This is a genomic window from Natrinema sp. CGMCC1.2065, assembly GCF_051225675.1.
GTDB lineage: Archaea > Halobacteriota > Halobacteria > Halobacteriales > Natrialbaceae > Natrinema > Natrinema thermotolerans.
Genome location: NZ_JBPJSJ010000006.1, coordinates 105,066 through 125,425, shown reverse-complemented (window position 1 = coordinate 125,425; position 20,360 = coordinate 105,066). Strand labels below are relative to the sequence as shown.

20 protein-coding genes are annotated in these 20,360 nt (G+C 65.4%); 15 read left to right on the top strand and 5 right to left on the bottom strand.

Annotated elements, in window-relative coordinates; genetic code table 11:
* Positions 1–482: 482 nt before the first annotated feature.
* The 5 genes from ACSBP4_RS08565 (at position 483) to ACSBP4_RS08545 (ending at position 4,011) form a co-directional block, all read left to right on the top strand.
* The gene (locus ACSBP4_RS08565) at positions 483–1,385 is read left to right on the top strand and encodes a hypothetical protein (RefSeq protein ID WP_435551934.1); all 903 of its coding nucleotides are present in this window, start codon (positions 483–485) and stop codon (positions 1,383–1,385) included.
* Positions 1,386–1,503: 118 nt separating this feature from the next.
* The gene (locus tag ACSBP4_RS08560) at positions 1,504–1,761 is read left to right on the top strand and encodes a hypothetical protein (protein ID WP_435551933.1); all 258 of its coding nucleotides are present in this window, start codon (positions 1,504–1,506) and stop codon (positions 1,759–1,761) included.
* An 813-nt stretch (positions 1,762–2,574) separates the two neighbouring features.
* Positions 2,575–2,802 (top strand): hypothetical protein, encoded by a 228-nt coding sequence (locus ACSBP4_RS08555; protein WP_435551932.1) that lies wholly within the window; start codon positions 2,575–2,577, stop codon positions 2,800–2,802.
* Between the two features lie 199 nt (positions 2,803–3,001).
* Positions 3,002–3,430, top strand: a complete 429-nt coding sequence (locus ACSBP4_RS08550) for an SPW repeat domain-containing protein (protein ID WP_049966836.1) — start codon at positions 3,002–3,004, stop codon at positions 3,428–3,430.
* Between the two features lie 188 nt (positions 3,431–3,618).
* On the top strand, positions 3,619–4,011 hold the full coding sequence (locus ACSBP4_RS08545) for an SPW repeat domain-containing protein (RefSeq protein WP_435551931.1): 393 nt from the start codon (positions 3,619–3,621) through the stop codon (positions 4,009–4,011).
* Positions 4,012–4,102: 91 nt separating this feature from the next.
* On the opposite strand, the gene ACSBP4_RS08540 is transcribed toward ACSBP4_RS08545, so the two are convergent.
* Positions 4,103–5,092 carry a nucleoside recognition protein gene (locus tag ACSBP4_RS08540; protein WP_435551930.1) on the bottom strand — a complete coding sequence of 330 codons (990 nt, stop codon included), beginning with the start codon at positions 5,090–5,092 and terminating at the stop codon, positions 4,103–4,105.
* Positions 5,093–5,200: 108 nt separating this feature from the next.
* On the opposite strand from ACSBP4_RS08540, the gene ACSBP4_RS08535 reads away from it, so the two are divergent.
* Positions 5,201–5,794 carry an NADPH-dependent FMN reductase gene (locus ACSBP4_RS08535; RefSeq protein ID WP_049966834.1) on the top strand — a complete coding sequence of 198 codons (594 nt, stop codon included), beginning with the start codon at positions 5,201–5,203 and terminating at the stop codon, positions 5,792–5,794.
* On the opposite strand, the gene ACSBP4_RS08530 is transcribed toward ACSBP4_RS08535, so the two are convergent.
* The gene (locus ACSBP4_RS08530) at positions 5,795–6,436 is read right to left on the bottom strand and encodes a hypothetical protein (protein ID WP_435551929.1); all 642 of its coding nucleotides are present in this window, start codon (positions 6,434–6,436) and stop codon (positions 5,795–5,797) included.
* Between the two features lie 461 nt (positions 6,437–6,897).
* Between ACSBP4_RS08530 and ACSBP4_RS08525 the strand changes: the two genes are divergently transcribed.
* From ACSBP4_RS08525 to ACSBP4_RS08500, 6 genes are all read left to right on the top strand, one after another.
* Positions 6,898–7,428, top strand: a complete 531-nt coding sequence (locus tag ACSBP4_RS08525; protein WP_373632675.1) for a hypothetical protein — start codon at positions 6,898–6,900, stop codon at positions 7,426–7,428.
* Positions 7,429–7,562: 134 nt separating this feature from the next.
* Positions 7,563–8,609: a DNA-methyltransferase gene (locus tag ACSBP4_RS08520; RefSeq protein WP_435551928.1), complete on the top strand. Its 1,047-nt coding sequence runs from the start codon at positions 7,563–7,565 to the stop codon at positions 8,607–8,609.
* 75 nt (positions 8,610–8,684) lie between these two features.
* Positions 8,685–11,849 carry a PAS domain S-box protein gene (locus ACSBP4_RS08515; RefSeq protein WP_435551927.1) on the top strand — a complete coding sequence of 1,055 codons (3,165 nt, stop codon included), beginning with the start codon at positions 8,685–8,687 and terminating at the stop codon, positions 11,847–11,849.
* Positions 11,850–11,955: 106 nt separating this feature from the next.
* On the top strand, positions 11,956–12,255 hold the full coding sequence (locus ACSBP4_RS08510; RefSeq protein ID WP_435551926.1) for a HalOD1 output domain-containing protein: 300 nt from the start codon (positions 11,956–11,958) through the stop codon (positions 12,253–12,255).
* 102 nt (positions 12,256–12,357) lie between these two features.
* The gene (locus tag ACSBP4_RS08505) at positions 12,358–13,236 is read left to right on the top strand and encodes a universal stress protein (RefSeq protein ID WP_435551925.1); all 879 of its coding nucleotides are present in this window, start codon (positions 12,358–12,360) and stop codon (positions 13,234–13,236) included.
* A 126-nt stretch (positions 13,237–13,362) separates the two neighbouring features.
* Positions 13,363–14,796 carry an aryl-sulfate sulfotransferase gene (locus tag ACSBP4_RS08500; protein WP_049966828.1) on the top strand — a complete coding sequence of 478 codons (1,434 nt, stop codon included), beginning with the start codon at positions 13,363–13,365 and terminating at the stop codon, positions 14,794–14,796.
* Between the two features lie 99 nt (positions 14,797–14,895).
* Here the strand turns inward: ACSBP4_RS08500 and ACSBP4_RS08495 are convergent, their stop codons facing one another.
* Entirely contained in the window at positions 14,896–15,420 is a 525-nt protein-coding gene (locus ACSBP4_RS08495; protein WP_049966827.1) for a DedA family protein, read from the bottom strand.
* Between the two features lie 126 nt (positions 15,421–15,546).
* Between ACSBP4_RS08495 and ACSBP4_RS08490 the strand changes: the two genes are divergently transcribed.
* Positions 15,547–15,999 (top strand): metal-dependent hydrolase, encoded by a 453-nt coding sequence (locus tag ACSBP4_RS08490; RefSeq protein ID WP_435551998.1) that lies wholly within the window; start codon positions 15,547–15,549, stop codon positions 15,997–15,999.
* A gap of 30 nt (positions 16,000–16,029) precedes the next feature.
* Here the strand turns inward: ACSBP4_RS08490 and ACSBP4_RS08485 are convergent, their stop codons facing one another.
* Both ACSBP4_RS08485 and ACSBP4_RS08480 read right to left on the bottom strand, forming a co-directional pair.
* Positions 16,030–16,500, bottom strand: a complete 471-nt coding sequence (locus ACSBP4_RS08485; RefSeq protein WP_435551924.1) for a metal-dependent hydrolase — start codon at positions 16,498–16,500, stop codon at positions 16,030–16,032.
* 70 nt (positions 16,501–16,570) lie between these two features.
* Positions 16,571–17,590 (bottom strand): lysylphosphatidylglycerol synthase transmembrane domain-containing protein, encoded by a 1,020-nt coding sequence (locus tag ACSBP4_RS08480; RefSeq protein ID WP_435551923.1) that lies wholly within the window; start codon positions 17,588–17,590, stop codon positions 16,571–16,573.
* Between the two features lie 121 nt (positions 17,591–17,711).
* On the opposite strand from ACSBP4_RS08480, the gene ACSBP4_RS08475 reads away from it, so the two are divergent.
* Positions 17,712–19,307: a sulfatase gene (locus ACSBP4_RS08475; protein ID WP_435551922.1), complete on the top strand. Its 1,596-nt coding sequence runs from the start codon at positions 17,712–17,714 to the stop codon at positions 19,305–19,307.
* 132 nt (positions 19,308–19,439) lie between these two features.
* On the top strand, positions 19,440–20,303 hold the full coding sequence (locus ACSBP4_RS08470) for a hypothetical protein (protein WP_435551921.1): 864 nt from the start codon (positions 19,440–19,442) through the stop codon (positions 20,301–20,303).
* Positions 20,304–20,360 lie beyond the last annotated feature (57 nt).

The following is a 20,360-nucleotide window of genomic DNA, read 5'->3' as shown; positions in this document are numbered from 1 at the left end:
GATCCCACGGTCCTCCGTAGCGCCGAGCTGACCTGGACGACGCCGGGCGGTGGGACTGAAACCGGATTCGTCGATGCGGTCGCGGATCGGTGAACCGGTCTGGGTAGTGGCAACACTCTCAGGACCCCTCTTTTCTGCAAGTTAGGTTGACTACCACGGTTTCGTCTGCAACTCTGGTTGTCACCAGTGGCTCGAAGGCAGGGGTCAGCACCGCGATCGCACCGCAACGCCGGCGGGGTCGTTTCGCGCTTCGCGTGAACGCCCCCTTGGCGGGTGTCGCCAAGGCGACAGCGCCAAAAAATTACAGCGCCCCACCCTATCTCCGCAGACAGATTTCCAGTTGAAGCACACGAAACGATGGTTCCCGATACTTCTCTTGTTCACTGATTTGTACTCCAGCGATAGAATGTTGTGACTTACCCAGAGACAAACGCTTTTAGAGCGAGCAAGTTTCAATCATAGAATAAGGAAATAACTGACGGATGGTGACAGGTTTCTATACGGCGCTCGCGACATCTGCTAGCGTCTTCATCGGTATTCTCACCGCACTGCTCGCAAGTAACCTTTCAAACCACAATGTCCAACGAAAACGCATTGAACGGCGTATCGAGATAATTGATGCTCGACTAACTAACTTAAATACCCAATACGAACACTTCCGGGATACTCTTGAGGAGATTCGAGAGCGAGAAGAGGCCAGTCAACGTCATGAGCAGGCACAAGATCAAGTAGACGAGTTTATTCAAGATCATGTTGGTTCTGAGTTTGATATAAGCCCAGATGACCTCACACCTCGCAGATTACAACGTGAGTTTGCAGAATATCTTGGTGTTGATAGTCTCAATGAGGAACAGCACAATATTCTCCAAGAGCATTTTGGGGATATTCAGGAAGCCTTGACATCGACCTCTAGTCTCTATAGAATGGATGGATCTTTTACTCAAGTAGACCCGGAGATAATGGCAAGCAACCACCAGATAGAACAGCAGTGGCAGATTCATACTGAGGAACGGTTTAATCGGAACTATCGCCAATGGATTGAGACAATGACGGAGATTCGGTCTTTCCAAGATGAGCGCAAACGGCTTGTCAGCCGTTATGAGTCCTTAGATCCATCTCAGATTAGGGAAATCCTCCGGGCTACGGTAGCGACGATTATTCTTTCAATTGGGGGGCCATTAGTTGCTTATTTGCTCCGGGTTTCGGGAGTCACTATCGCCAAAGGATTTCCACAGTGGATTGAACCTACCTTCATATTCACTCTATGGGCATGTGGTCTCATTTATGTGTTCAAGCATCTCAGAGACAAACTTAACCAAGAGGGAGGGGAGTTGCCCGATGAACCAGATATCACGTTAGATGAAGAAACGCCAGAAACTAACTGATATCTCAACTTGAATTCCGGCACCAGTACATAGTCGGATCCAAATCTAATCTCCTGAGGATATTATCAGTATATCAACGTGTGAAGGGTTCATTATTCATCCTCGTGTTCGTAGTCCTATGGAGATCTCTGAACTCACTGAAACCGACCTTACAATAGTGAAGTATACAATCGAAATTGATGAACTACCGACGGGAGATCCTTCAGATTCAGGATGGCTTGTTTGTGACGAAGACGAGGGCATCGTAATCGGATATGACTATGAAGAGATAGAAGGCCAAAAAGGAAAGAGCCACGGAGGATATGAAGTCGGGCCAGAAATTTGGCGCTTTGATTTAGACGAGGTGCTTGAGGAGGCTGAGAGACGGCTGGCATAGTTATCCACTGTTCGCCTCCCTTCGTACGTCAAGGAAAATGCCCCTAAGGGGGCAGGGCAATGCGCGGCGCGCAGAGCGCGCGCCGCTTACTGCGAGCCAAGATATACCGGCCGAAACAGACCTTACAGTGGCGCTACCCCACTGCTTGGATAAGGTGGAACCTTGACAAGGAGGGTTGTCGAGTCTGCTTAGAAGGGGATCTCGGAGCCTCGAGTTGCCGCTGTTAGCGGTAGTAGACCTCGGGGCTCACGTGGAATCGCTCAAGTTGTTGGTGCTTCTGTTGGACTGTCTGTAGCGTCTCGCAAGCGTTTTGAGAGACCTGGCATGCGACAGCCGCGTTGTTTAGCTGTTCTCCCGCTCGTCTGACCGCAATGATGTTAGTAAACATCATGATCTCCTACTCGCGAAGTACTTAATTATCATTGGACAAAATGTACTCAGTTCCACCTTGTTCAATCTGTAATATGCGGTAGCAGATCCGTTGAACATGTACTACCGCCAAGGGTCACACGTCGATAGAATTCGATTCCCGAATATGCACACGAGTCGCGACACCTCGTGTGCATCTCTCGAGTCGATCCATCGTTTGACCCGTCGTTCGTCTCCGAGTGACCGATAGGTTCCGCTACTTTCGGGCCGGAAACGGGTCATTCAGTGCGTCGAACCCCAGTGGATTCTGGGGTCGTGTGTGCAACTATTCGAATGTGACCTGTATTGCCGACGCGTGTTCGTAATCAAATTCGAATATACGATTGTACCTCGAACTCTGAGCCACGACAATCTATTTATGTGCTGTGATATATGTTTACGCGCATGAGTATCGATCGTCTCCGCGATGACCTACTGATCGCTGCGGCATTAGCGGAGTTTTCGTACCGCCATCAGGACACCGACTCCGAATTGGCGAGACAGGCGTGGGTTCTCGCGGCTGAAACGCTGGACACGTACGATCTTGATTCGTATCAGAGCATCGACGCCCTGAGAGCGGTTGCCGAACTCGAGCCTGCTGGTGTCTCCGAGCCACCGATCGATGTGGAGTGACACGATGTGTCTGTTCTCGTGGCCGCTCGGAGTCGGTGAGACTGAGAGCCGCGTCGATCTCGCTTAGAATCCGTCCTGCGTGTCGTCCAACAGTTCGTATTCGCCACCGGCCGGCCCGCATCCCGAGCCGGTATGAACCGCCCGACGACTGCAGGCACTGTCGTTATCACCGACACTCGGCTACCCTCGGTTGAGAAACATGAGCGACGCATCCGAAACCGAACGCCGGACCCGCACCGACTACAACTCGCTCAACACCGACGTGATGCAGTGGGTCAGCGCCCTCGCGGCGCTGCTTGGCCTGTATCTGGTCGCGTCGCCGTTCCTGCTCGAGTCGACGGACGCGGCGGTCTGGAACGATACGCTGGTCGGGACGGCGATCTTCCTGACGGCCGGCTACAACTTCTACCGGCTGTCGAAGGACCGACTGGCCAGCGTCGGGGTGGCGTCGCTAACGGTCCTGCTGGGGCTGTGGGCGCTCGTCTCGCCCTCGTTTATCGACATGGGCGGCAACGCGCTGGCGACCGGGACGGCGATCTCGGGGCTGCTCGTCGCGGCCCTCGCGGCGTACAACGCCTACGCCAACAATAAGGCCGACACGCCGGAGCGTGCGCGAACCCGGGCCTGAGACGGCTCGTCGTAACGGTTGTCGGGTGTAACCGCGCCCGTCCTGTGGGTGCCTCGGCAATGACTTCCGACAGTCCACGTGATCCGGTCGGTAACCGCCGTGGCTCCGCCGGATACCGGCGCTGCTCGAGTCCCCGTCGCGAGGAATCGCCGCTGCTCTCATATGCGTGGCTGTCAGTAGTACCGAATATGAGTACCCACCAAGCGGACGATGCGGCGGTACTGGTCGAACGAACGGCGGGACTGACCGCGGTCTTGGGGGCGTTCGTCATGGTTTCGACGGCGGTCTTTACCATCACCGACACGCTTGGTATCCACAACGTCCTCGTCGGTGCGCTCGTCGCCCTGCTGGCCTCGGTTCACGCCTACCGGACCGGCGAGCAGCGGTCGCCGAGCATCGTCCTCGCCGCGGTGCTGACGCTGCTCGGCGTCTGGATCGCGGCCGCTCCCTACGTGATCAATTCGTCACAGGCGCTTGCCGTCGGGATCAACGGACTGGCCGGCGTTTTCATCGCGATCCTGTCGCTGATCGGGATCTACGGGAGCGTCCGAACGACGAGCGCGTCGGCCGCGAGTGCGTAGCGTCGTCGCTGTCCACGGTCCGCCGTCGAGGTCAATGGGCCGACACTGATTTTTCGCCCGCTCGAGCGAGCGCCGACGCAGGCAGCCCGTTTCAGGCGACGAAGAAGACGGCGATGGCGACGAGGATGAACGCGGCTTTCAGCCCGACGTTGACGACGATCACCTTCGTCCCGAACGACGCGCCCCAGATGCCGAACTGGAACGGGATCGAGCGCTTGACGGTGCCGATCGTCAGCGACACCAGGCCCCCGACCAGCAGCGTGATCACCGCCTGATCGGGCGACAGGACGTCCCCGATCAGCGGCGCGACCGTGATCGCGCCGGTCGTCGGATCGACCAGCGAGACGAGGATCACCGGGACCGCCGCGCCCGGTAGGCCGAGCAGGCCGGCGATCGGGTCGACGGCCGCGGCCGGCTCGGTGATCCCGACCTCGGCAAGGGCTTCGAGGATCCGATCGGAGTACTCGAGCGCGAGAAAGACCAGCGAGTAGACGACGGCCAGTCGGGGTACGATCGATCGGAGTCGCTCGAGCGTACTCGTGCCGGCGGCGCGGAACTTGTCGCGGGTCGTCCGGACCTCTTCCTCGGGCGTCTCGGGGTCGAGTGCGTGGGGGTCGTACTCGTAGCCACGGAGGAGGACGGCACCGGCGAGCAGGCCAACGAGCGAGATGCCAAGCGAGATCCCCGCACGCGCGCCGACGTACATGAGCCCGACCTGGACCCCCAGGATGGGGACGAGGACCGGGCCGTAGTAGGTGAAGATGTGCTGGACGAAGCCGAAGAACGTGTTGATGACGACGGCGATCAGCGTCGCGCGGTCGTCCAACAGCCCCTCCTCGCGGAACTCCGCGAGCATGCCGTAGCCTGCGGTCACCGAGACGGTGTTCGTGAGGACGGCGGTGCCGACCTCCGGGGGGAGGTTCGCCGGCTCCGTGAGATAGCGCCCGACCCGAGCGACGACCGTGACGAGACCGTACTCCACCGCGAGGTTCGCCAGCCCGACGCCCGCGCCGATCAACAGCGTGATCGTCACCACGCGCGGGAGCGCTTCCTCGAGGAGAACCGAGACGACTGTCTGCACGGCGGCCAGTTCGGAGCCCGGGAGCAAAGGGCCGTCGGATCGCGCCCCCTCCTGTCAACGAGCGTTTCTTTCGGATCGCTTTTCCCGCTGCCGGTCATCTGACGATCCATGAGCGACGACGACGTTCGCGTGACCGCACTGTGTGGCAGCCTCCGTGACGGAAGCCACACCCGGACCGCGCTCGAGCGGGCGCTTGCAGCCGCCGAGGGGGCCGGCGCGAGTACCGAGTTGCTGGACCTCCGTGAGTACGAACTGCCGGTCTTCGATGCGGATCGGGACCGGGAAGACGCCGGCGACGCCGCGGCACTGGCCGCGCGGGTCCGGGATGCGGACACGGTCCTGTTGGGGTCACCGATGTATCACGGCTCGTACTCGTCGCCGCTGAAAACGGCGCTCGACTACTGCGGGTTCGACGAGTTCGAGGACACGACGGTCGGCCTGCTCGCGGTGTCGGGCGGTGCCTTCCCCGTGACGGCCCTCGAGCATATGCGGTCGGTCTGTCGGGCGCTGAACGCGTGGGTGATCCCCCACGAGGCGGCGATTCCGAACGCCGGCGACGCGTTCGACGGCGGCGAGTTCGTCGATCCGAAACTGGCTACACGGGTCGAGACGCTGGGACGGCGGGCCGTCCAGTACGCGACGATCGAGCCGGATCCGGACTCCTTCGAGAGCGACCAGAACGTCGGTGCGGAGGGGAAGTGATCAGGTGCCCAGGAGCCGCTGGAACCGGCGTTGGTGGGCGAGAACGGCCGCGAAGCCGAACGCCACCGCGCCGAGGTGGACGGCCTCGAGGCGGACGACGACCGTCGTGACCCCGAGCGAAATCGGCCCCGAGGAGAGGGTCCAGCCGGTGAACCAGGCGGAGGCCAGCAGCGCGGCGGCCCCGAGCGCCAACAGCAGGCCCGGGCCGACGAGCCAGCCCGTCCGGTAGCGCGCGTAGCGATCGCAGACGCGTCGCTCGAGGCGACACTGTGCGGTGAGGACCGCGGTCAGGACGACCGTCGCGACGGCGACGCCGGCCACGTCGCCGACCAGTTCGGCCACGAGCAGCCAGCAGATCCAGCCGCCGGTGAGCAACAGCGGCGCGGCGAGTCGGTGCGGTTGCAGGAGATCGCCGAGGTCGCCGATCGTCGCGTCGACGACGACCGTCCTGAGGAGTGCGCCACAGAACAACACCCCGAGCCCCGCGAGCGCGGTCGTCGTCGTCCGCGAGCCGACGACTAACCCGAACCAGAGCCCGACCCCGAGCGTTTCCACGGCCGCGGCCGAGAGCGCGGCCGTCACCCCAACCACGCGTCGTCGCGTCGTCCGGCCGAGGACCTCCGTCCGGCGGATAACGCTCATGTCCGGTCGTCTTTCGGGGGAGCCCTTTCGTTATGGAACCCGTTCGACGCGGCGACCCGCGGGAAAGCGGCCGACGCAGTTTTATAGGTCGGGAAGGGTCGGCTTTCCCGCCCCTCGAGGGAGGCCGGATCGACGCGCGAGGATCGTACCGCCCTCGCTGGCCGTCGGGGCCGTCGTCCGTCTCCCTACCCGGTCGAGACGCGGCCGCGCGATCGATGGGTGGGTCGGCGGCGGCGTTCGCGAGCCGTCTCGCCGGGTGGGAGTCTCGGCTCGCGTTCCGAGCCGATCGTAGTCGGTCGTCCGTCGCGGCCGCGCCCGCAAGGCCGGTGGTCGGGCCGACGGTAGACGTCGGTTGTCCCCTCGCTCCGAACGGTTAGCCGGTGTCTAACGCGAGCGGACCGTATCCGAATCGAGGGAAACGGTGGATAGAACTATGTACGGCGGTGTGGTCGTGGCGGATTATGCCCGAGACGGAGCAACAGGACAGGACGCTATCGGAACTCGTCGTCAAGGAAGCGATCACCAAGGGGATGGACTCGCCGCTGCGCGAGTCGATCCTCGAGGCCGTCGAGGAGTCGGAGGGTGGACGCTCCGGCGGGCGGCTGCCGCTCGCGGGGGCCCTGTTCGGCCTCGGTGCGGCGCTTGGCTTTCTGGCGGGACGGAACTCACCGGAACTCGAGGAGTCGCCGATCGAGGACATCGAGGAACCCGAGATCATCGAGGACGTGATGGAGACGACGGCCGGAACGAGCGAAACGGGCGAGGAAACGACCGAGACGGACGAAACCGGGGGCGGCTCCTCGGTGCTGCCGCGGCTCCTGCTTGGCGTCGGACTGCTTGCTGGGGCCGCGATCCTCCGTCGTCGACTCGCCGGCGACGAGGAGGCCGAATGGGAGCCGATCGAGGAGTTCGAACCCGCCACTGGCGGCGAGGGCGACGAACCCGAGGAAGCCGAGGCCGAGTCGGGGGCGGACGAAGAGACCGAAGAGTAAGCGCGAGTCGCCTTCGGTCCCTTTTCGTCGCAGTCAGTTCGTGCCCGCAACCGGGCCGTCAACATCGCCGCAGTGGCCCGCGGTCGCGGCGGTGACGAAGGAGCTAAGGGTGCGACGCTGACAGTGTGTAGCCAATGGAAACGACCCACCGCGTGTTCGTCGGCGACGCCCGCGATCTCTCCGCGGTCGACGACGCGTCCGTCGAACTCGTCGTCACGTCTCCCCCCTATCCGATGATCGAGATGTGGGACGACCTCTTTACCGATCTCGATCCGGCCGTCGGGGACGCGTTAGACGCCGGCGACGGGCGGGCGGCGTTCGAGGCGATGCACGCCCAGCTCGACCGGGTCTGGGACGAACTCGAGCGGGTGTTGGTCGACGGTGGGATCGCCTGTATCAACGTGGGTGACGCGACCCGATCGGTCGACGACAGCTTCCGGGTCTACCCGAACCACGCCCGCGTCCTCTCGGCGTTCGAGGAGCGGGGGTTCGATCCGCTGCCGGACGTCCTCTGGCGCAAGCCGGCAAACAGCGCGGCCAAGTTCATGGGCAGCGGGATGATCCCGCCAAACGCCTACGTCACGCTGGAACACGAGTACATCCTGGTCTTCCGGAAGGGGGGACAGCGGCGATCGTTCGAGCCGGGCGCCGACCGCCGGTACGAGGCCGCCTACTTCTGGGAGGAGCGCAACCGCTGGTTCTCCGATGTCTGGACGGAAGTCACCGGCGAGCTACAGGCCCTCGAGGACGACGAACTCCGGGAGCGGTCCGCGGCCTACCCCCTCGAGATCCCCTACCGGCTGATCTGTATGTATTCGGCCTACGAAGACACCGTTCTCGACCCCTTCTGGGGGACTGGAACGACGACGCTGGCGGCGATGTGTGCCGGCCGCAACTCCGTGGGTGCGGAACTCGAGGCGGCGTTTCTCGAGACCTTCGACGACCACCTCGCGGAACTCCCGGCGTTGTCCCGGTCGGTCGGCCGGACGCGACTCGAACGTCACCGCGAGTTCGTCGAGCGCCGCCGCGAAGCGGGTGAGTCCCTCGAGTACGAGGCCGAACACTACGAGACGCCGGTCGTGACGGCGATGGAACGGGAGATTCGGTTGTGGGCAGTTTGCGAGGTCGTAGACACCGCCGATGGGTACCGGGCCGAACACGCCCCGCTCTCCCTCGAGTAGGCGAGCTGACCGGCGCGAGCGAGCCGACGCCGTAACCGACACGAGATTTTTACGCGCTGCGCTCCCAGCAGACGTATGACACGCGGTTTCACGGCGACCGAACCGACGCCGGTTCGCGCGCTCGTCGTCGGTTCGTCCGAGTGGGCCCGGTCGACGGCGGAGTTCGCCGACGAACGGCTGACGGTGACGGGGCCGGTCACGGGGGTCGACGACCTCGCCGACGACCGACTCGAGGCGGCCGACTGCGTCCTGACCGACGACCCGACCGTCGTCGACGACCTCGCCGGGTCGTGTCCGGTCGTCTACGCCCTCGACCCGACGGGAGACGAGTCGATCGACGACGTCCGGCGAGGGGCGACCGACGTGATCGCCGCGACGACCGCCCGGAACCCGGCGCTGCTGGCTCATCGGCTCGAGCGGGCGGTCGCCACCGACGCGCGGGCAGCGACGGCGGACGGACCGCCCGTTCGTGGGCCGGAGTGGTACCGGATCATTCTCGAGTACTCCTCGGAAGTGGTACTCACGATCGACGCCGGCGGGGAGATCTCCTACGCCAGCCCGGCGGTCGAAGTCGCCGGCGGCTACGATCCCGCGTCCCTCCGCGGGGAACACTATCTCGATCACGTCCACGAGGACGACACGGCGGCGGTCGCGGCCGAGTTCGCGGCGGTCAGCGAGGCCGACCTGGGAACCACCCGGACCGTCGAGTACACGTGCCGGCACGCCGACGGCGCGTGGTACGTCCACGAGGCCGTCCTCACCAACCGGCTCGGAGACGGCGTCGTCGACGGCGTCGTCGCGTCGATTCGGGACATCACGGAGTACCACCGCATCGAGCGGGAACTGAGCGAGTCGTTCAAACGCGTCACCGACGCCTTCTACGCCCTCGATTCGGACTGGGAGTTCACCTACGTCAACGACCGCGCCCTCGAGATCCTCTCGGCCGACCGCTCCGAACTGCTCGGCCGACACATCCTCGACGTGTTCCCGGAGATGATCGGGACGGCGTTTCAGTCCGCGGCCACCGAAGCGATGGCCGAGCAGGAGTCCCGGACCGTCGAGGGCTACCTCGACGCCTACGATGCGTGGATCGAGGCACGGATCTACCCGTCGCCGTCGGGGATGTCGGTCTACTGGCGGGACGTCACCGACCGCGTCCAGCGAAAGCGGGACCTGACCGAACGGACCGAGCGACTACAGACGTTGGTCGAGAACGCACCGATCGTCCTGTTCGTCCTCGACGAGGACGGGACGTTCACGCTCTCGGAGGGGCGCGGGCTCGCGAACCTCGGCACCGATGCCGGCGAGGTCGTCGGTGACTCCTTTTTCGACCAGCTCGGGGACTATCCGGACATCTGTGACGACGCGAGACGTGCCCTCGAGGGCGCGGACGTCCACTCCCGGCGGGAACTCTCGGACCGGGTCTTCGAGATGTGGTACCGACCGATCACCGACGGCGGCGACGTCGACCGCGTGATCGGCGTCGCAAGCGACATTACCGAACGGGTACAGTATCAAGAGGCGCTCAACGGACTCCACGAGGCGAGCAGCCATCTGTTGAGCGTCGACTCGAAGGCAGCCGCCTGCGAGTCCATCGTCGAGGTCGCGACCGACGTTCTCGACCTCGACAGCGTCGTCTACCGGTTCGACGAGCGCGCGAACGAACTCCGGCCGGCGGCCCACGCGTCGGCGTTCGAGTCGACCTTCGGTTCGCCGCCACGGATCGAGCCGGACGGGAGCATCGTCTGGGAGACGTTCGTGAACGGCGAGACGGCGATCTACGACGACACTCGAGATTCGACCGCGGTGTCCGACGAGGAAACGGCCGCACGGAGCGTCCTCTCCGTCCCGCTGGGCGAACACGGCGTGGTCGTCGCGCTGTCGACCGACCCGGCCGCCTACGACGACGAGACGGTCGAACTCGCGGAACTGTTCGCTCGAGCCGCGGAGGCGGCGCTCGATCGGATCGGCCGGACGCGTCGGCTCCGCGACCGCGAACGCGAACTCGAGGCACAGAACCGCCACCTCGAGCGGCTTAACGACGCCAACGAGATCCGGCAGGGGATCGAGGAACTCCTGTTGAAGGCGGACTCCCGGGCCGAGATCGAACGCGGCGTCCCCCGGCGGCTGGCCGCCCTCGAGTCGTGTTCGCTGGCCTGGTTCGGGGAGCCCGACCCCGGCGGGAACCACCTGCAGGTGCGGGCCAGTGAGGGGGGCGATCGGGGGTATCTCGAGGCGGTGACGGCGACGACGGTCGACGATTCGGCGGCCGAACCCGCGGGGCGGGCGGCGCGAACGCAGGCCCCGGTCTACGTCGAGAACGTCGCCGACGCGGTCCACGACGGGGAGTGGCGACGGAAGGCGCTCTCCCGGAACTTCCAGTCGGTGTATGCGGTCCCGCTGGTCTACGACGGGTTCTGCTACGGTGTCGTCTCGATCTATGGCGAGGAGCGCGACGCCGTCGACGAGACGCTTCGCTCGATGCTGTCGGAACTCGGCGAGACGATCGCCTACGCGATCGACGCCGTCAAACGCAAGAACGCGCTGTTCGGCGACGACCGCACCGAGGTCGAACTCGCAGTCGCAGCCGACACGACGCTGTGTCAGTTGGCGGCGCGTCTCGGATCGCCCGTGAGATACGAGGGGGCGACGGCACCGGACGAGGGGCCACAGCTCGTCTTCGCAGCGATCGAAGGGCCGATCGACGATCCCGCATCGGCCGTCGACCTCGCCGCGGTCGACGGGATTAGCGAGATCACGACGATCGCCGACCACGAGGGGGAGACGCTCGTCCAGCTCCGGATGACCGATTCGTTCCTCGGCTCGATCGCCGGGACCCACGGCGCGCGGCTGCGCGAGTTCTCGGTCGACGAGTCGGGCGGTCGCGCCGTCGTCGACGTTCCCGATGCCGTCGAGATCCGTGAACTGCTTGCCGACATCACCCGCAGCGGTCCCTCGGTGTCGATGGTCGCGCGACGTGAGGCCCCGACCGACGACCCCGAGACGGTCGGCGGGGCCACGCGGACGGTCCTCCTCGAGTCCTTTACTGATCGCCAGCGAGAGGTCGTCCAGACGGCCTATCACGGCGGGTTCTTCGAGTGGCCGCGTCGAGCGACCGGCGAGGAGATCGCCGACTCGCTTGATATCTCTTCGCCCGCGTTTCACAAGCACGTTCGGTCGGCCGAGCGGAAACTGTTCGCGGCGCTCTTCGACGGGACGACCACGGAGGAGGTTAATTGATTAACCACGTCGTGAAATCACCATTATACAGTTAACGATCAAGCTCTTTACAACGACTCGTGAATCGGGGGACGAGTTCCCATCGATCGCATTGGGGGTACGATACATGACTGAAACGAGTTCACCATCACAGTCGACCGCACACCGGGATCACTACGCCGTCCAATACGATAGACTCGACGACGAACCGCTCAGCGTTACCGTCGCGGACGCCGTCGCAACGTACAAGGGGGTCGAGGTTACGGATCTCGAGCCGCTTCACTACTCGATCAACGCCGACGCGCTCGAGCGACTGTTCGAACCGCGGACGGACGGTCTCCGATCCAACGGCTCGGTGACGTTCGAGTACAGCGACTGTCTCGTCACGGTCACAGCGGACGGCGAGATCCGGGTTGTATCGGTCTGAGGCGCTGCCGAGTCCTTCTTCTCCGGGGCGGTCGTCCGATACCGACCGCGTCCGGGCCGGGATATCCCACAACGGTAAGCGGGTGGCGGCCCAAGCCAGCGCATGGCGAGTCGAATCCTCGTGCCGACCGACGGAAGCGACGCCGCGACGGCCGCCCTCGAACACGCGCTCGATATCGCGGCCGACCGGGAACTGACGGTCCACCTGCTTACGGTCGCGGACACGAACCAACCGAGCATCACGCGCCTCGGCACCGAGGTCGTCGACGCCCTCGAGCTGGAGGGTTCGGAGATCGTCTCGGACGCCGCCGATCGGGCCGACGAACGGGGCGTCTCGTACGTGAAGGACGTCACCCAGGGCGACCCGCGGGACGTGATCGCCGAGTACGCGACCGGCGACGAGTTCGACCGCGTGGCGATGGGGACCCACGGTCGGCGCGGGCTCGGGGAGTACGTCCTCGGGAACGTCACCGATCACGTCGTGAACCGAAGCGACGTGCCGGTCTTGACCGTTCGTGCGGCCGAGGACGCGAGGGCGACCTACCCCTACGAGAACGTGCTGGTACCGACCGACGGAAGCGACCACGCGACGGCCGCGCTCGAGGAAGCCGCGTCGATCGCCGCCGACTGCGGCGCGACCGTCCACCTGCTGTCTGTCGTCGACGAACTCCCGGAGGTCCTCGATACGGGGTCGGCCGCCCTCTCCGCGGGCGTCGAGGAGAACGTTCAGGCGGTCCTCGACGAGGCCGCGGCGACCGCACGGGACGCCGGTGTCGACGACGTGACGACGACGATCGCGTCGGGATCGGTCGCCCGGGAGATCACGGCCGCAGCCGACTCCACGGCCGCGGATCTCATCGTGATGGGGACCCACGGCCACACCGGTCTCGATCGACACCTGCTCGGCAGTTTCACCGAGCGGGTGATGCGTACCTCGCCGGTTCCGGTTCTCACGACACGCCTCGCTGCTGATCGGGACTGACTGCCCACGAGATACTGAAACGGGCTGAAATCACCGCCCTGAATCGGTTAGAAAAGGTACTAGTGTCTCGACTCTGAACCGGAAGGCAATGGTTCCCCAGACAGTACCCGCAGTGGTGATCGAACCGTGACCGAGCGCTCGCTGCCGTCGGCCGGGGACGTCCGGTCGGGACTCGGTAGCGTCCGGGCCGCACTCTCCCGGAACCGGCTCCGAGTCGCGTTCGTCGTCCTGATTCTCGTCTCGGCGGCCGTCGTCGCAAGCGCCGCGGGTGAGGGCGTCTCGACGGCGTCGAAGGCAGACGTCCCGGACGCCCCGCCAACCGATAACCACACGGTCGTCACCGAGTCCGGTCGCGCCGGCACGATCACGGCGTACCAGCCCAACGGCGAGGTCCTCTACTACAACAACTCGCGGACGAAGTACTTCGACGCCGATCCCGTCGAGGGCGATCCGTTGACCGTCGAGTACGCCGCGACGGATACCCTCCACACCGAGGGGCCCAACTGCGGCGCTCCGCCGTGTACGCGTAACGTTATCGAGCGCGCCGACCTCGAGACCGGCGAAGTCGAGGTCCTCTACGAGCGCTACGACTACAAGGAGTACGCCGGCGAGTGGCACGACGTCGACCGCATCAACGAGAGCCACTTCGTCGTCGCGGACATGGTCGCCGACCAGGTGTTCATCGTGAACACCGAGACCGAAGTCGTCGAGTGGCTCTGGGACGCACAGAGCGACTTCCCGCTCGAGGGCGGTCACTCCTGGCCGCGCGACTGGGCCCACATCAACGACGTCGAGTACATCGAGGAGGGCCAGATGGAGGGCCGCATCATGGCCAGCCTGCGCAATCAGGACCAGGTCGTCTTCCTCGACCGCGAGGAGGGACTGCTCGAGGACTGGACGCTCGGCAGCGAGAACGAGTACGACGTCCTCCACGAGCAGCACAACCCCGACTACATCCCCGAGAGTCAGGGCGGACCGGCGGTCCTCGTGGCGGACTCCGAGAACGCCCAGATCAAGGAGTTCCAGCGCGAGGACGGCGAGTGGACCCAGACCTGGCAGTGGGAGGACGATCGGATCCAGTGGCCCCGCGATGCCGATCGACTGCCCAACGGCAACACGCTGATCTCCGACACCCACGGCAACCGCGTCATCGAGGTCAACCAGTCGGGTGAGATCGTCTGGGAAGTCGGGTCGTCGCTCCCCTACGAGGCCGAACGCCTCGAGACCGGCGACGAAAGCGCGGGTGGGGAAAGCGCCCAGTCGCTCGGCCTCGAGAACCGCACCGCGGCCGACACCGGCGGAGGCGGCGGTGACGGCGGCGGTGGCTTCGGTTTCAACCCGCTCGCTTTCCTCGGCGATCTCATCGAGTCGATCCTGCCACACCGGATCTACAACGCCCTCCTGTTCGTGAGTCCGGTCTGGATGGGGTCGACCGAGTTCGCCGCCATCGGCGTCGCCCTCTTCTCGGGGCTGGCGTGGATCGCCCTCGAGATCAGGTGGAAGCTCCGGGACGCCGGCGTCCGGTTCCGGCTGCCGTTCTACCGGACCCGAAGCGAGTAGTCGATCGGAGCCGCGACCCGTCACGCGGTCTCAGAACTTCCCTCTCGTCTATTCTCCCTCGCTGTGTCACCGCTGCTCGCGTAATCTCTCGAGCGGCGACTACAGCGCTAACAGGTGCCCGCCGAGCAGGTACAGCGCCGCGAGGATCGACTGGAAGGACAGCGACCCGACCGCCGACAGGGCGAGAAACGCTTTCGCGTCCATCTCCGAGAGGCCCGCGGGGACGGTCAGCAGTCCGCGAACGAACAGCATCGTGTTGCTCACCGGGACCGCGATCGCACCCCAGCGGTCGAACCAGCCGTCGAACCGCTCGAGGCGCGACTCGGTGAGCGGGAACCACCGCTTCTGGAGGACGTACTCCCGACCCGCCCGCCGGACGAGGAGGAACAGGAGGAGCTGGCCGACCGTCGTTCCGACGACCGCGATCGCGACGATCGTGACCGCCTTCGGGATCGTCGACCCGATCAGCGCCAGCGCGGCCGGCACGACGAGTTCGCTCGGCATGAACCGCAACAGCATCGCTCCCTCGAGAACGCAGATTCCCAACAGGACGGCGAACGCGAGTTCCGACGTCAGCATCGACTCGAGCCAGGACGGTGTCCCCTCGAGTTGCAACGGACCCATTAGCGGTCCGTATTCGACCCCGAATGTAAGTCCTGTTGGTTCGGCCGATATAGTGATACATTAGTTACGAGAGCGATGGTCAGTGAACCGAAACCTATCTGGGGGCGGCGATCCAAGGAACGGGCGATGGAACTCGGGCGGGTCCTCTTTCTCACCGGCGCGTTCGCGACCCACGCGCTGGTCGGCTCCGCGCTCGTCGGCGGGTTCACCGACGCCGATCGGCGACTCGGGATCGTCTTCGGACTCCTGCCGGACGCCGATTTCCTCTTCCCGGCGGCGGTCGGCTGGCCGTTCGTCCACCGCGGGATCACCCACACGCCGCTGTTCGCGCTGACCGTCGTCGTCGGCTGCTACGCGCTCGTCCGCGAACGGGCCGTCGCGGCCGCGGTCGCGCTCGCGATCGGGTCGCATCTGGCGATCGACTCGCTCTCGCCGAAGGGCATCGAGTGGCTGTTCCCGCTGCGAACCGACTGGAGCCCCGGCCTCGCGGTCCACGGACCGGCCGCGACGCTCCTGCTCTGGACCGCCTCGATCGGCCTGCTCCTGTGGCGCGCCGACGGCCGCCCGTCGCTGCGATGAGGTTGGGTTGCCGGCTGCCGGACTGTGCGGTCACCACACCGTGACCAGCAGCGACGCCGACAGCGCGGCCGTCCCCGCGAGCAGGAACCCGCGGTTGATACGTTCGTGCTTCGATTTGAACCACTCGAGGGTGACGTGGGCCCGCCACAGCGGCGCGAAGGGACTGATCCCCATCGGCGTCACGATGTCGCCCGCGAGGTGTGCGAGGATCCCGCAGGAGCCGACCAGAAAGCCGAACGCGAACGCGGCCGGCGTCGCGGGGACGGCGATCGCGGTTCCGACGCCGGCGACCAGCCCGACGAGAACCGCGAACCAGACGGTGTGGGTCGGCCCGCGGTGGCTGATCCGCGGCAGCGGTTGGTCGAGGTCAGGGAGGTTCGCGGCGGCGAGGGCGACGACTGCACCGACAAGCGCCAACTCGAGCGACCAGCGGCCGCTGACGACCGGAACGAACGGGGCATACAGCAAGGCGTTGAACCCGGCGTGGCCGTCACGATACATTCGGACGCCAGTCGGCGACCGACGGCTATGACGCTGTCGGAGACGGGGCAGCCGTCGACGGTCTTTCCGGTCAGCGTAGCGCTCGGACGCCGAGAGACGACACCGACAGCCCGCCGATCAGGACGGGCATCCAGTAGATCGCGCCCCGGAAGATGAGGACGGCGGCGGTGATGACCGAGGCCGGGATCCCGGTCGTGGGGACAAGCAGGGTGACGAACGCGGCCTCGATCCCGCCGAGCCCGCCCGGCAGGGGCGCGGCCCCCGCGAGGTTCGCGAGCGGGATGACGAACAGCAACACGTACGGCGGGACGGAGTAGCCGAGCGCGGCAAAGGCCGCCGTGAGCGCGGCCACCTGAAAGAGCCAGCCACACAGCGACAGGCCGACGACCGCCGCCAGCCGCCAGCGGTCCGTCGCCACGCGCTCGATGTTCTCGAAGAAGCGGTCGAGCCGGTCCGCGATGTCCGCCTCGAGCGTATCCGACTGGAAGCGCTCGATACCGAGTTTCCCGAGGCGGGGCGCGATGATCCCGGGGAGGCGGTCGATGATCGTCTGGTGGTATCGCCAGACCAGTCCCATTGCGACGACGATGCCGGCGATCAGGACGATCGCGGAACTGACGGCCGTCTCGAGCGTCTCGCCGAGCGCGGCGGTCGTCGCGTAGTAGCCGACGCCGACGAGGATCAGCGAGATCGAGGGGACCACGTTCAGGACGTCGACGCTGGCGATGCCGACCAGCCCCGTCTCGTAGCGGGCGTCGGAGACCTTCGAGATGAGGAGCGCGGCGACCGGTTCGCCGCCGGCCTGGCCGAACGGGGTGACGTTGTTGGCGAAGACGGCACCGGAGTAGACGAGGAAGGACTTGCCCACCGGCACGCGGATCCCGAGGCCGGCGAGGACGGTCCGGAGCATGAGGCTCCAGGCGACCAACCAGGCGACCGCGAGGACGAAGGTCGCGACGACCAGCGACGGTTTCGCCGACAGCAGCGAATCGACGATGTCCCGCGCACCGACGGCGAAAAACAGGACCGCGAAGACCGCGATCGTTCCGACGGCGCCGACGAGGAACGCGCGTCGATTTCGCTCGTCCATGGGTGGTATGAATCGTCACCGAACTTGAAACGTCTGATCGACGCCGACGGCCGAGCGCTCGCGATCGGTGCCGATCCGTCGTTCAATCGATTTATTTGGGTGGAGGGAGGTGTCACGCGTAATGGATACCACCCCCCAGTCGAACGTCCTCTTCGTCGTGCTTGACACGGTTCGGAAGGACCACCTCGAGCCCTACGGCTACGAGCGGCCGACGACGCCGGCACTCTCCCGGTTCGCCGAGGAGGCGACCGTCTTCGAGTCGGCGGTCGCCCCCGCTCCGTGGACGCTGCCAGTTCACGCCTCGCTGTTTACCGGCCGCTACCCGAGCGAACACGGTGCCGACCAGGGGAGCCCCTACCTCGACGACGCCACGACGCTCGCGTCGTCGCTGTCGGCGGCCGGCTACGACACGGCCTGTTACTCCTCGAACGCCTGGATCACGCCCTACACGAGCCTGACCGACGGCTTCGACCGACAGGACTCGTTCTTCGAGGTCCTGCCCGGCGACGTCCTCTCGGGGCCGCTGGCCAGCGCGTGGCAGGCGGTCAACGACAACGACTACCTCCGCGAACTGGCGTCGTCGATCGTCCACATCGGGGCCAAGGCCCACGCCAAACTCGCCAGCGGCGAGGGGGCCGACTCCAAGACGCCGTCGGTCATCGACCGGACGAAGTCCTTCATCGACGAGAGCGACAGCGACGAGGGGTGGTTCGGCTTTATCAACCTGATGGACGCCCACCTGCCGTACTACCCGCCCGAGGAGTACCGCGAGGAGTTCGCGCCGGGCGTCGACCCGAGCGAGGTCTGCCAGAACTCCAAGGAGTACAACTCCGGGGCGCGCGACATCGACGACGACGAGTTCTCGGACATCCGCGGGCTCTACGACGCCGAGATCGCCCACATGGACGCCGAACTCGGTCGGCTGTTCGACTGGCTGCGCGAGACCGACCAGTGGGACGACACGACGGTCGTTGTCTGTGCCGACCACGGCGAACTCCACGGCGAACACGACCTCTACGGCCACGAGTTCTCCCTCTACGACCAGCTGATCAACGTCCCGCTGCTGGTCAAGCACCCCGACCTCGAGGCCGACCGACGCGACGACCTCGTCGAACTGCTGGATCTCTATCACACGGTGCTGGACGCGGTCGGCGTCGATCCCGCGGCCGCGGTCGGGACGACCGGCGACGGCGCGCCCGTCCCCCGCGATCCGACCCGGTCGCTGCTGTCGGGCGAGTACCGCGCCTTCGAGGGGGCGAGCGAGCCCGACCCCGGCCAGCGGGCCGTCCTCGAGGGCGACGAGCCGTCCGCCGACGCCTCGAGCGGCGACTACGCGTTCGTCGAGTACGCCCAGCCGGTCATCGAACTCCACCACCTGGAGGAGAAGGCCAGCGAGGCGGGCATCGAACTGCCGGACGATCACCGCGCGTACTCGCGCCTGCGCGCGGCCCGCAGCACCGACGCCAAGTACGTCCGCGCGGACCGGATCCCCGACGAGGGGTACCGACTCGACGAGGACCCGGCCGAGGAATCCCCCCTCGAGACGGACGAGGACGAGGTCGTCGCCGCGACCGAGCGGGCGCTGGCCCGCTTCGAGGAGGAGGTCGGCGGCGCGTGGGACGATCCCAGCGAGGCCGACCCCGACGAGGCCGACGCGCTGGCCGAGGCCGACGAGGAGACCCAGGAGCGACTGCGCGAACTCGGCTACCTCGAGTGAGGCCACAGCCGTCCTCGGCGACGGACGATCGACCGACGGTACAGGGACTGTGCGTCCGCAACGGACGGGTCGCGGTGACTTTCCGGGAACCAATAAGAATACGTAGGTCGACTCGAAAGGTTGCCGCAACTAATGGACGACCAGCACTTCCTCGAGTCGGACTGGGACTACTGTCTCGTGCTGGATGCGTGTCGGTACGACGTATTCAGCGAGGTATACGACGACTACCTCGACGGAACGCTGGAGAAGCGATGGAGCGTCGGCTCGTCGACGCCGGAGTGGGCCTATCGGACCTTTCAGGACGACCACGACATCGCCTACTTCTCGGGGAACCCATTCATCAACGACCTGGGGATCCCGCTGAACGAACTCAAGTGGGGGGCCAGCTGCGACTACGAGTGGACCGCCTCCGACCACATCAGCGATATCCACGACGTCTGGAAGTCCGGCTGGGACGACGATCTCGGGACGGTGCCGCCGGACAGCCTCGCCGAGGCCTACTACGACAATCAGGACGCCGTCGAGCGGGCCGATCGGACGGTGCTGCACTACATGCAGCCCCACGCGCCGTACCTCTCGCGCGGGAAGGGCCAGAAGCTCAAACAGATCCAGAAGGGGATCCGGAAACAGGAGGAGGCCGAGAAGGGCGACGGCGACGCCGGCGGCGGCGCGCTCTCGTCGCTCGGCGACACGATCCGGCCGAAAGTCGAGGACAAACTCGAGGGCAGCGAACTCGCCCAGAAGGCGGGGCTCTGGCTCGAACTCGATCCGACCGACCTCGTCAAGAACGGCACCCGGGAGGCGGCGCTGGCGCTGTACGAGGAGAACCTGCGGATCGCGCTGGAGTCGGTCGCCGAACTGATCCCGGAACTGGACGGCACGGTCATCGTGACCGCCGACCACGGCGAAGCGTTCGGGGAGGAAGGGGTCTGGGAACACCACATCGAGACGCACATCCCGCCGCTGATGGAGGTGCCCTGGCTCGAGGTCGAGTAGTCAGTGGGGACGATCGGCGAATCGGATCGGGAAACGAAGGGGACGACAGCCACAGGG

Coding starts and splice junctions, on each gene's coding strand:
- ACSBP4_RS08565 (WP_435551934.1), top strand. CDS start 483: ATGGTGACAGGTTTCTATACGGCGCTCGCGACATCTGCTAGCGTCTTC.
- ACSBP4_RS08560 (WP_435551933.1), top strand. CDS start 1,504: ATGGAGATCTCTGAACTCACTGAAACCGACCTTACAATAGTGAAGTAT.
- ACSBP4_RS08555 (WP_435551932.1), top strand. CDS start 2,575: ATGAGTATCGATCGTCTCCGCGATGACCTACTGATCGCTGCGGCATTA.
- ACSBP4_RS08550 (WP_049966836.1), top strand. CDS start 3,002: ATGAGCGACGCATCCGAAACCGAACGCCGGACCCGCACCGACTACAAC.
- ACSBP4_RS08545 (WP_435551931.1), top strand. CDS start 3,619: ATGAGTACCCACCAAGCGGACGATGCGGCGGTACTGGTCGAACGAACG.
- ACSBP4_RS08535 (WP_049966834.1), top strand. CDS start 5,201: ATGAGCGACGACGACGTTCGCGTGACCGCACTGTGTGGCAGCCTCCGT.
- ACSBP4_RS08530 (WP_435551929.1), bottom strand. CDS start 6,436: ATGAGCGTTATCCGCCGGACGGAGGTCCTCGGCCGGACGACGCGACGA.
- ACSBP4_RS08525 (WP_373632675.1), top strand. CDS start 6,898: ATGCCCGAGACGGAGCAACAGGACAGGACGCTATCGGAACTCGTCGTC.
- ACSBP4_RS08520 (WP_435551928.1), top strand. CDS start 7,563: ATGGAAACGACCCACCGCGTGTTCGTCGGCGACGCCCGCGATCTCTCC.
- ACSBP4_RS08515 (WP_435551927.1), top strand. CDS start 8,685: ATGACACGCGGTTTCACGGCGACCGAACCGACGCCGGTTCGCGCGCTC.
- ACSBP4_RS08510 (WP_435551926.1), top strand. CDS start 11,956: ATGACTGAAACGAGTTCACCATCACAGTCGACCGCACACCGGGATCAC.
- ACSBP4_RS08505 (WP_435551925.1), top strand. CDS start 12,358: ATGGCGAGTCGAATCCTCGTGCCGACCGACGGAAGCGACGCCGCGACG.
- ACSBP4_RS08495 (WP_049966827.1), bottom strand. CDS start 15,420: ATGGGTCCGTTGCAACTCGAGGGGACACCGTCCTGGCTCGAGTCGATG.
- ACSBP4_RS08490 (WP_435551998.1), top strand. CDS start 15,547: ATGGAACTCGGGCGGGTCCTCTTTCTCACCGGCGCGTTCGCGACCCAC.
- ACSBP4_RS08485 (WP_435551924.1), bottom strand. CDS start 16,500: ATGTATCGTGACGGCCACGCCGGGTTCAACGCCTTGCTGTATGCCCCG.
- ACSBP4_RS08480 (WP_435551923.1), bottom strand. CDS start 17,590: ATGGACGAGCGAAATCGACGCGCGTTCCTCGTCGGCGCCGTCGGAACG.
- ACSBP4_RS08475 (WP_435551922.1), top strand. CDS start 17,712: ATGGATACCACCCCCCAGTCGAACGTCCTCTTCGTCGTGCTTGACACG.
- ACSBP4_RS08470 (WP_435551921.1), top strand. CDS start 19,440: ATGGACGACCAGCACTTCCTCGAGTCGGACTGGGACTACTGTCTCGTG.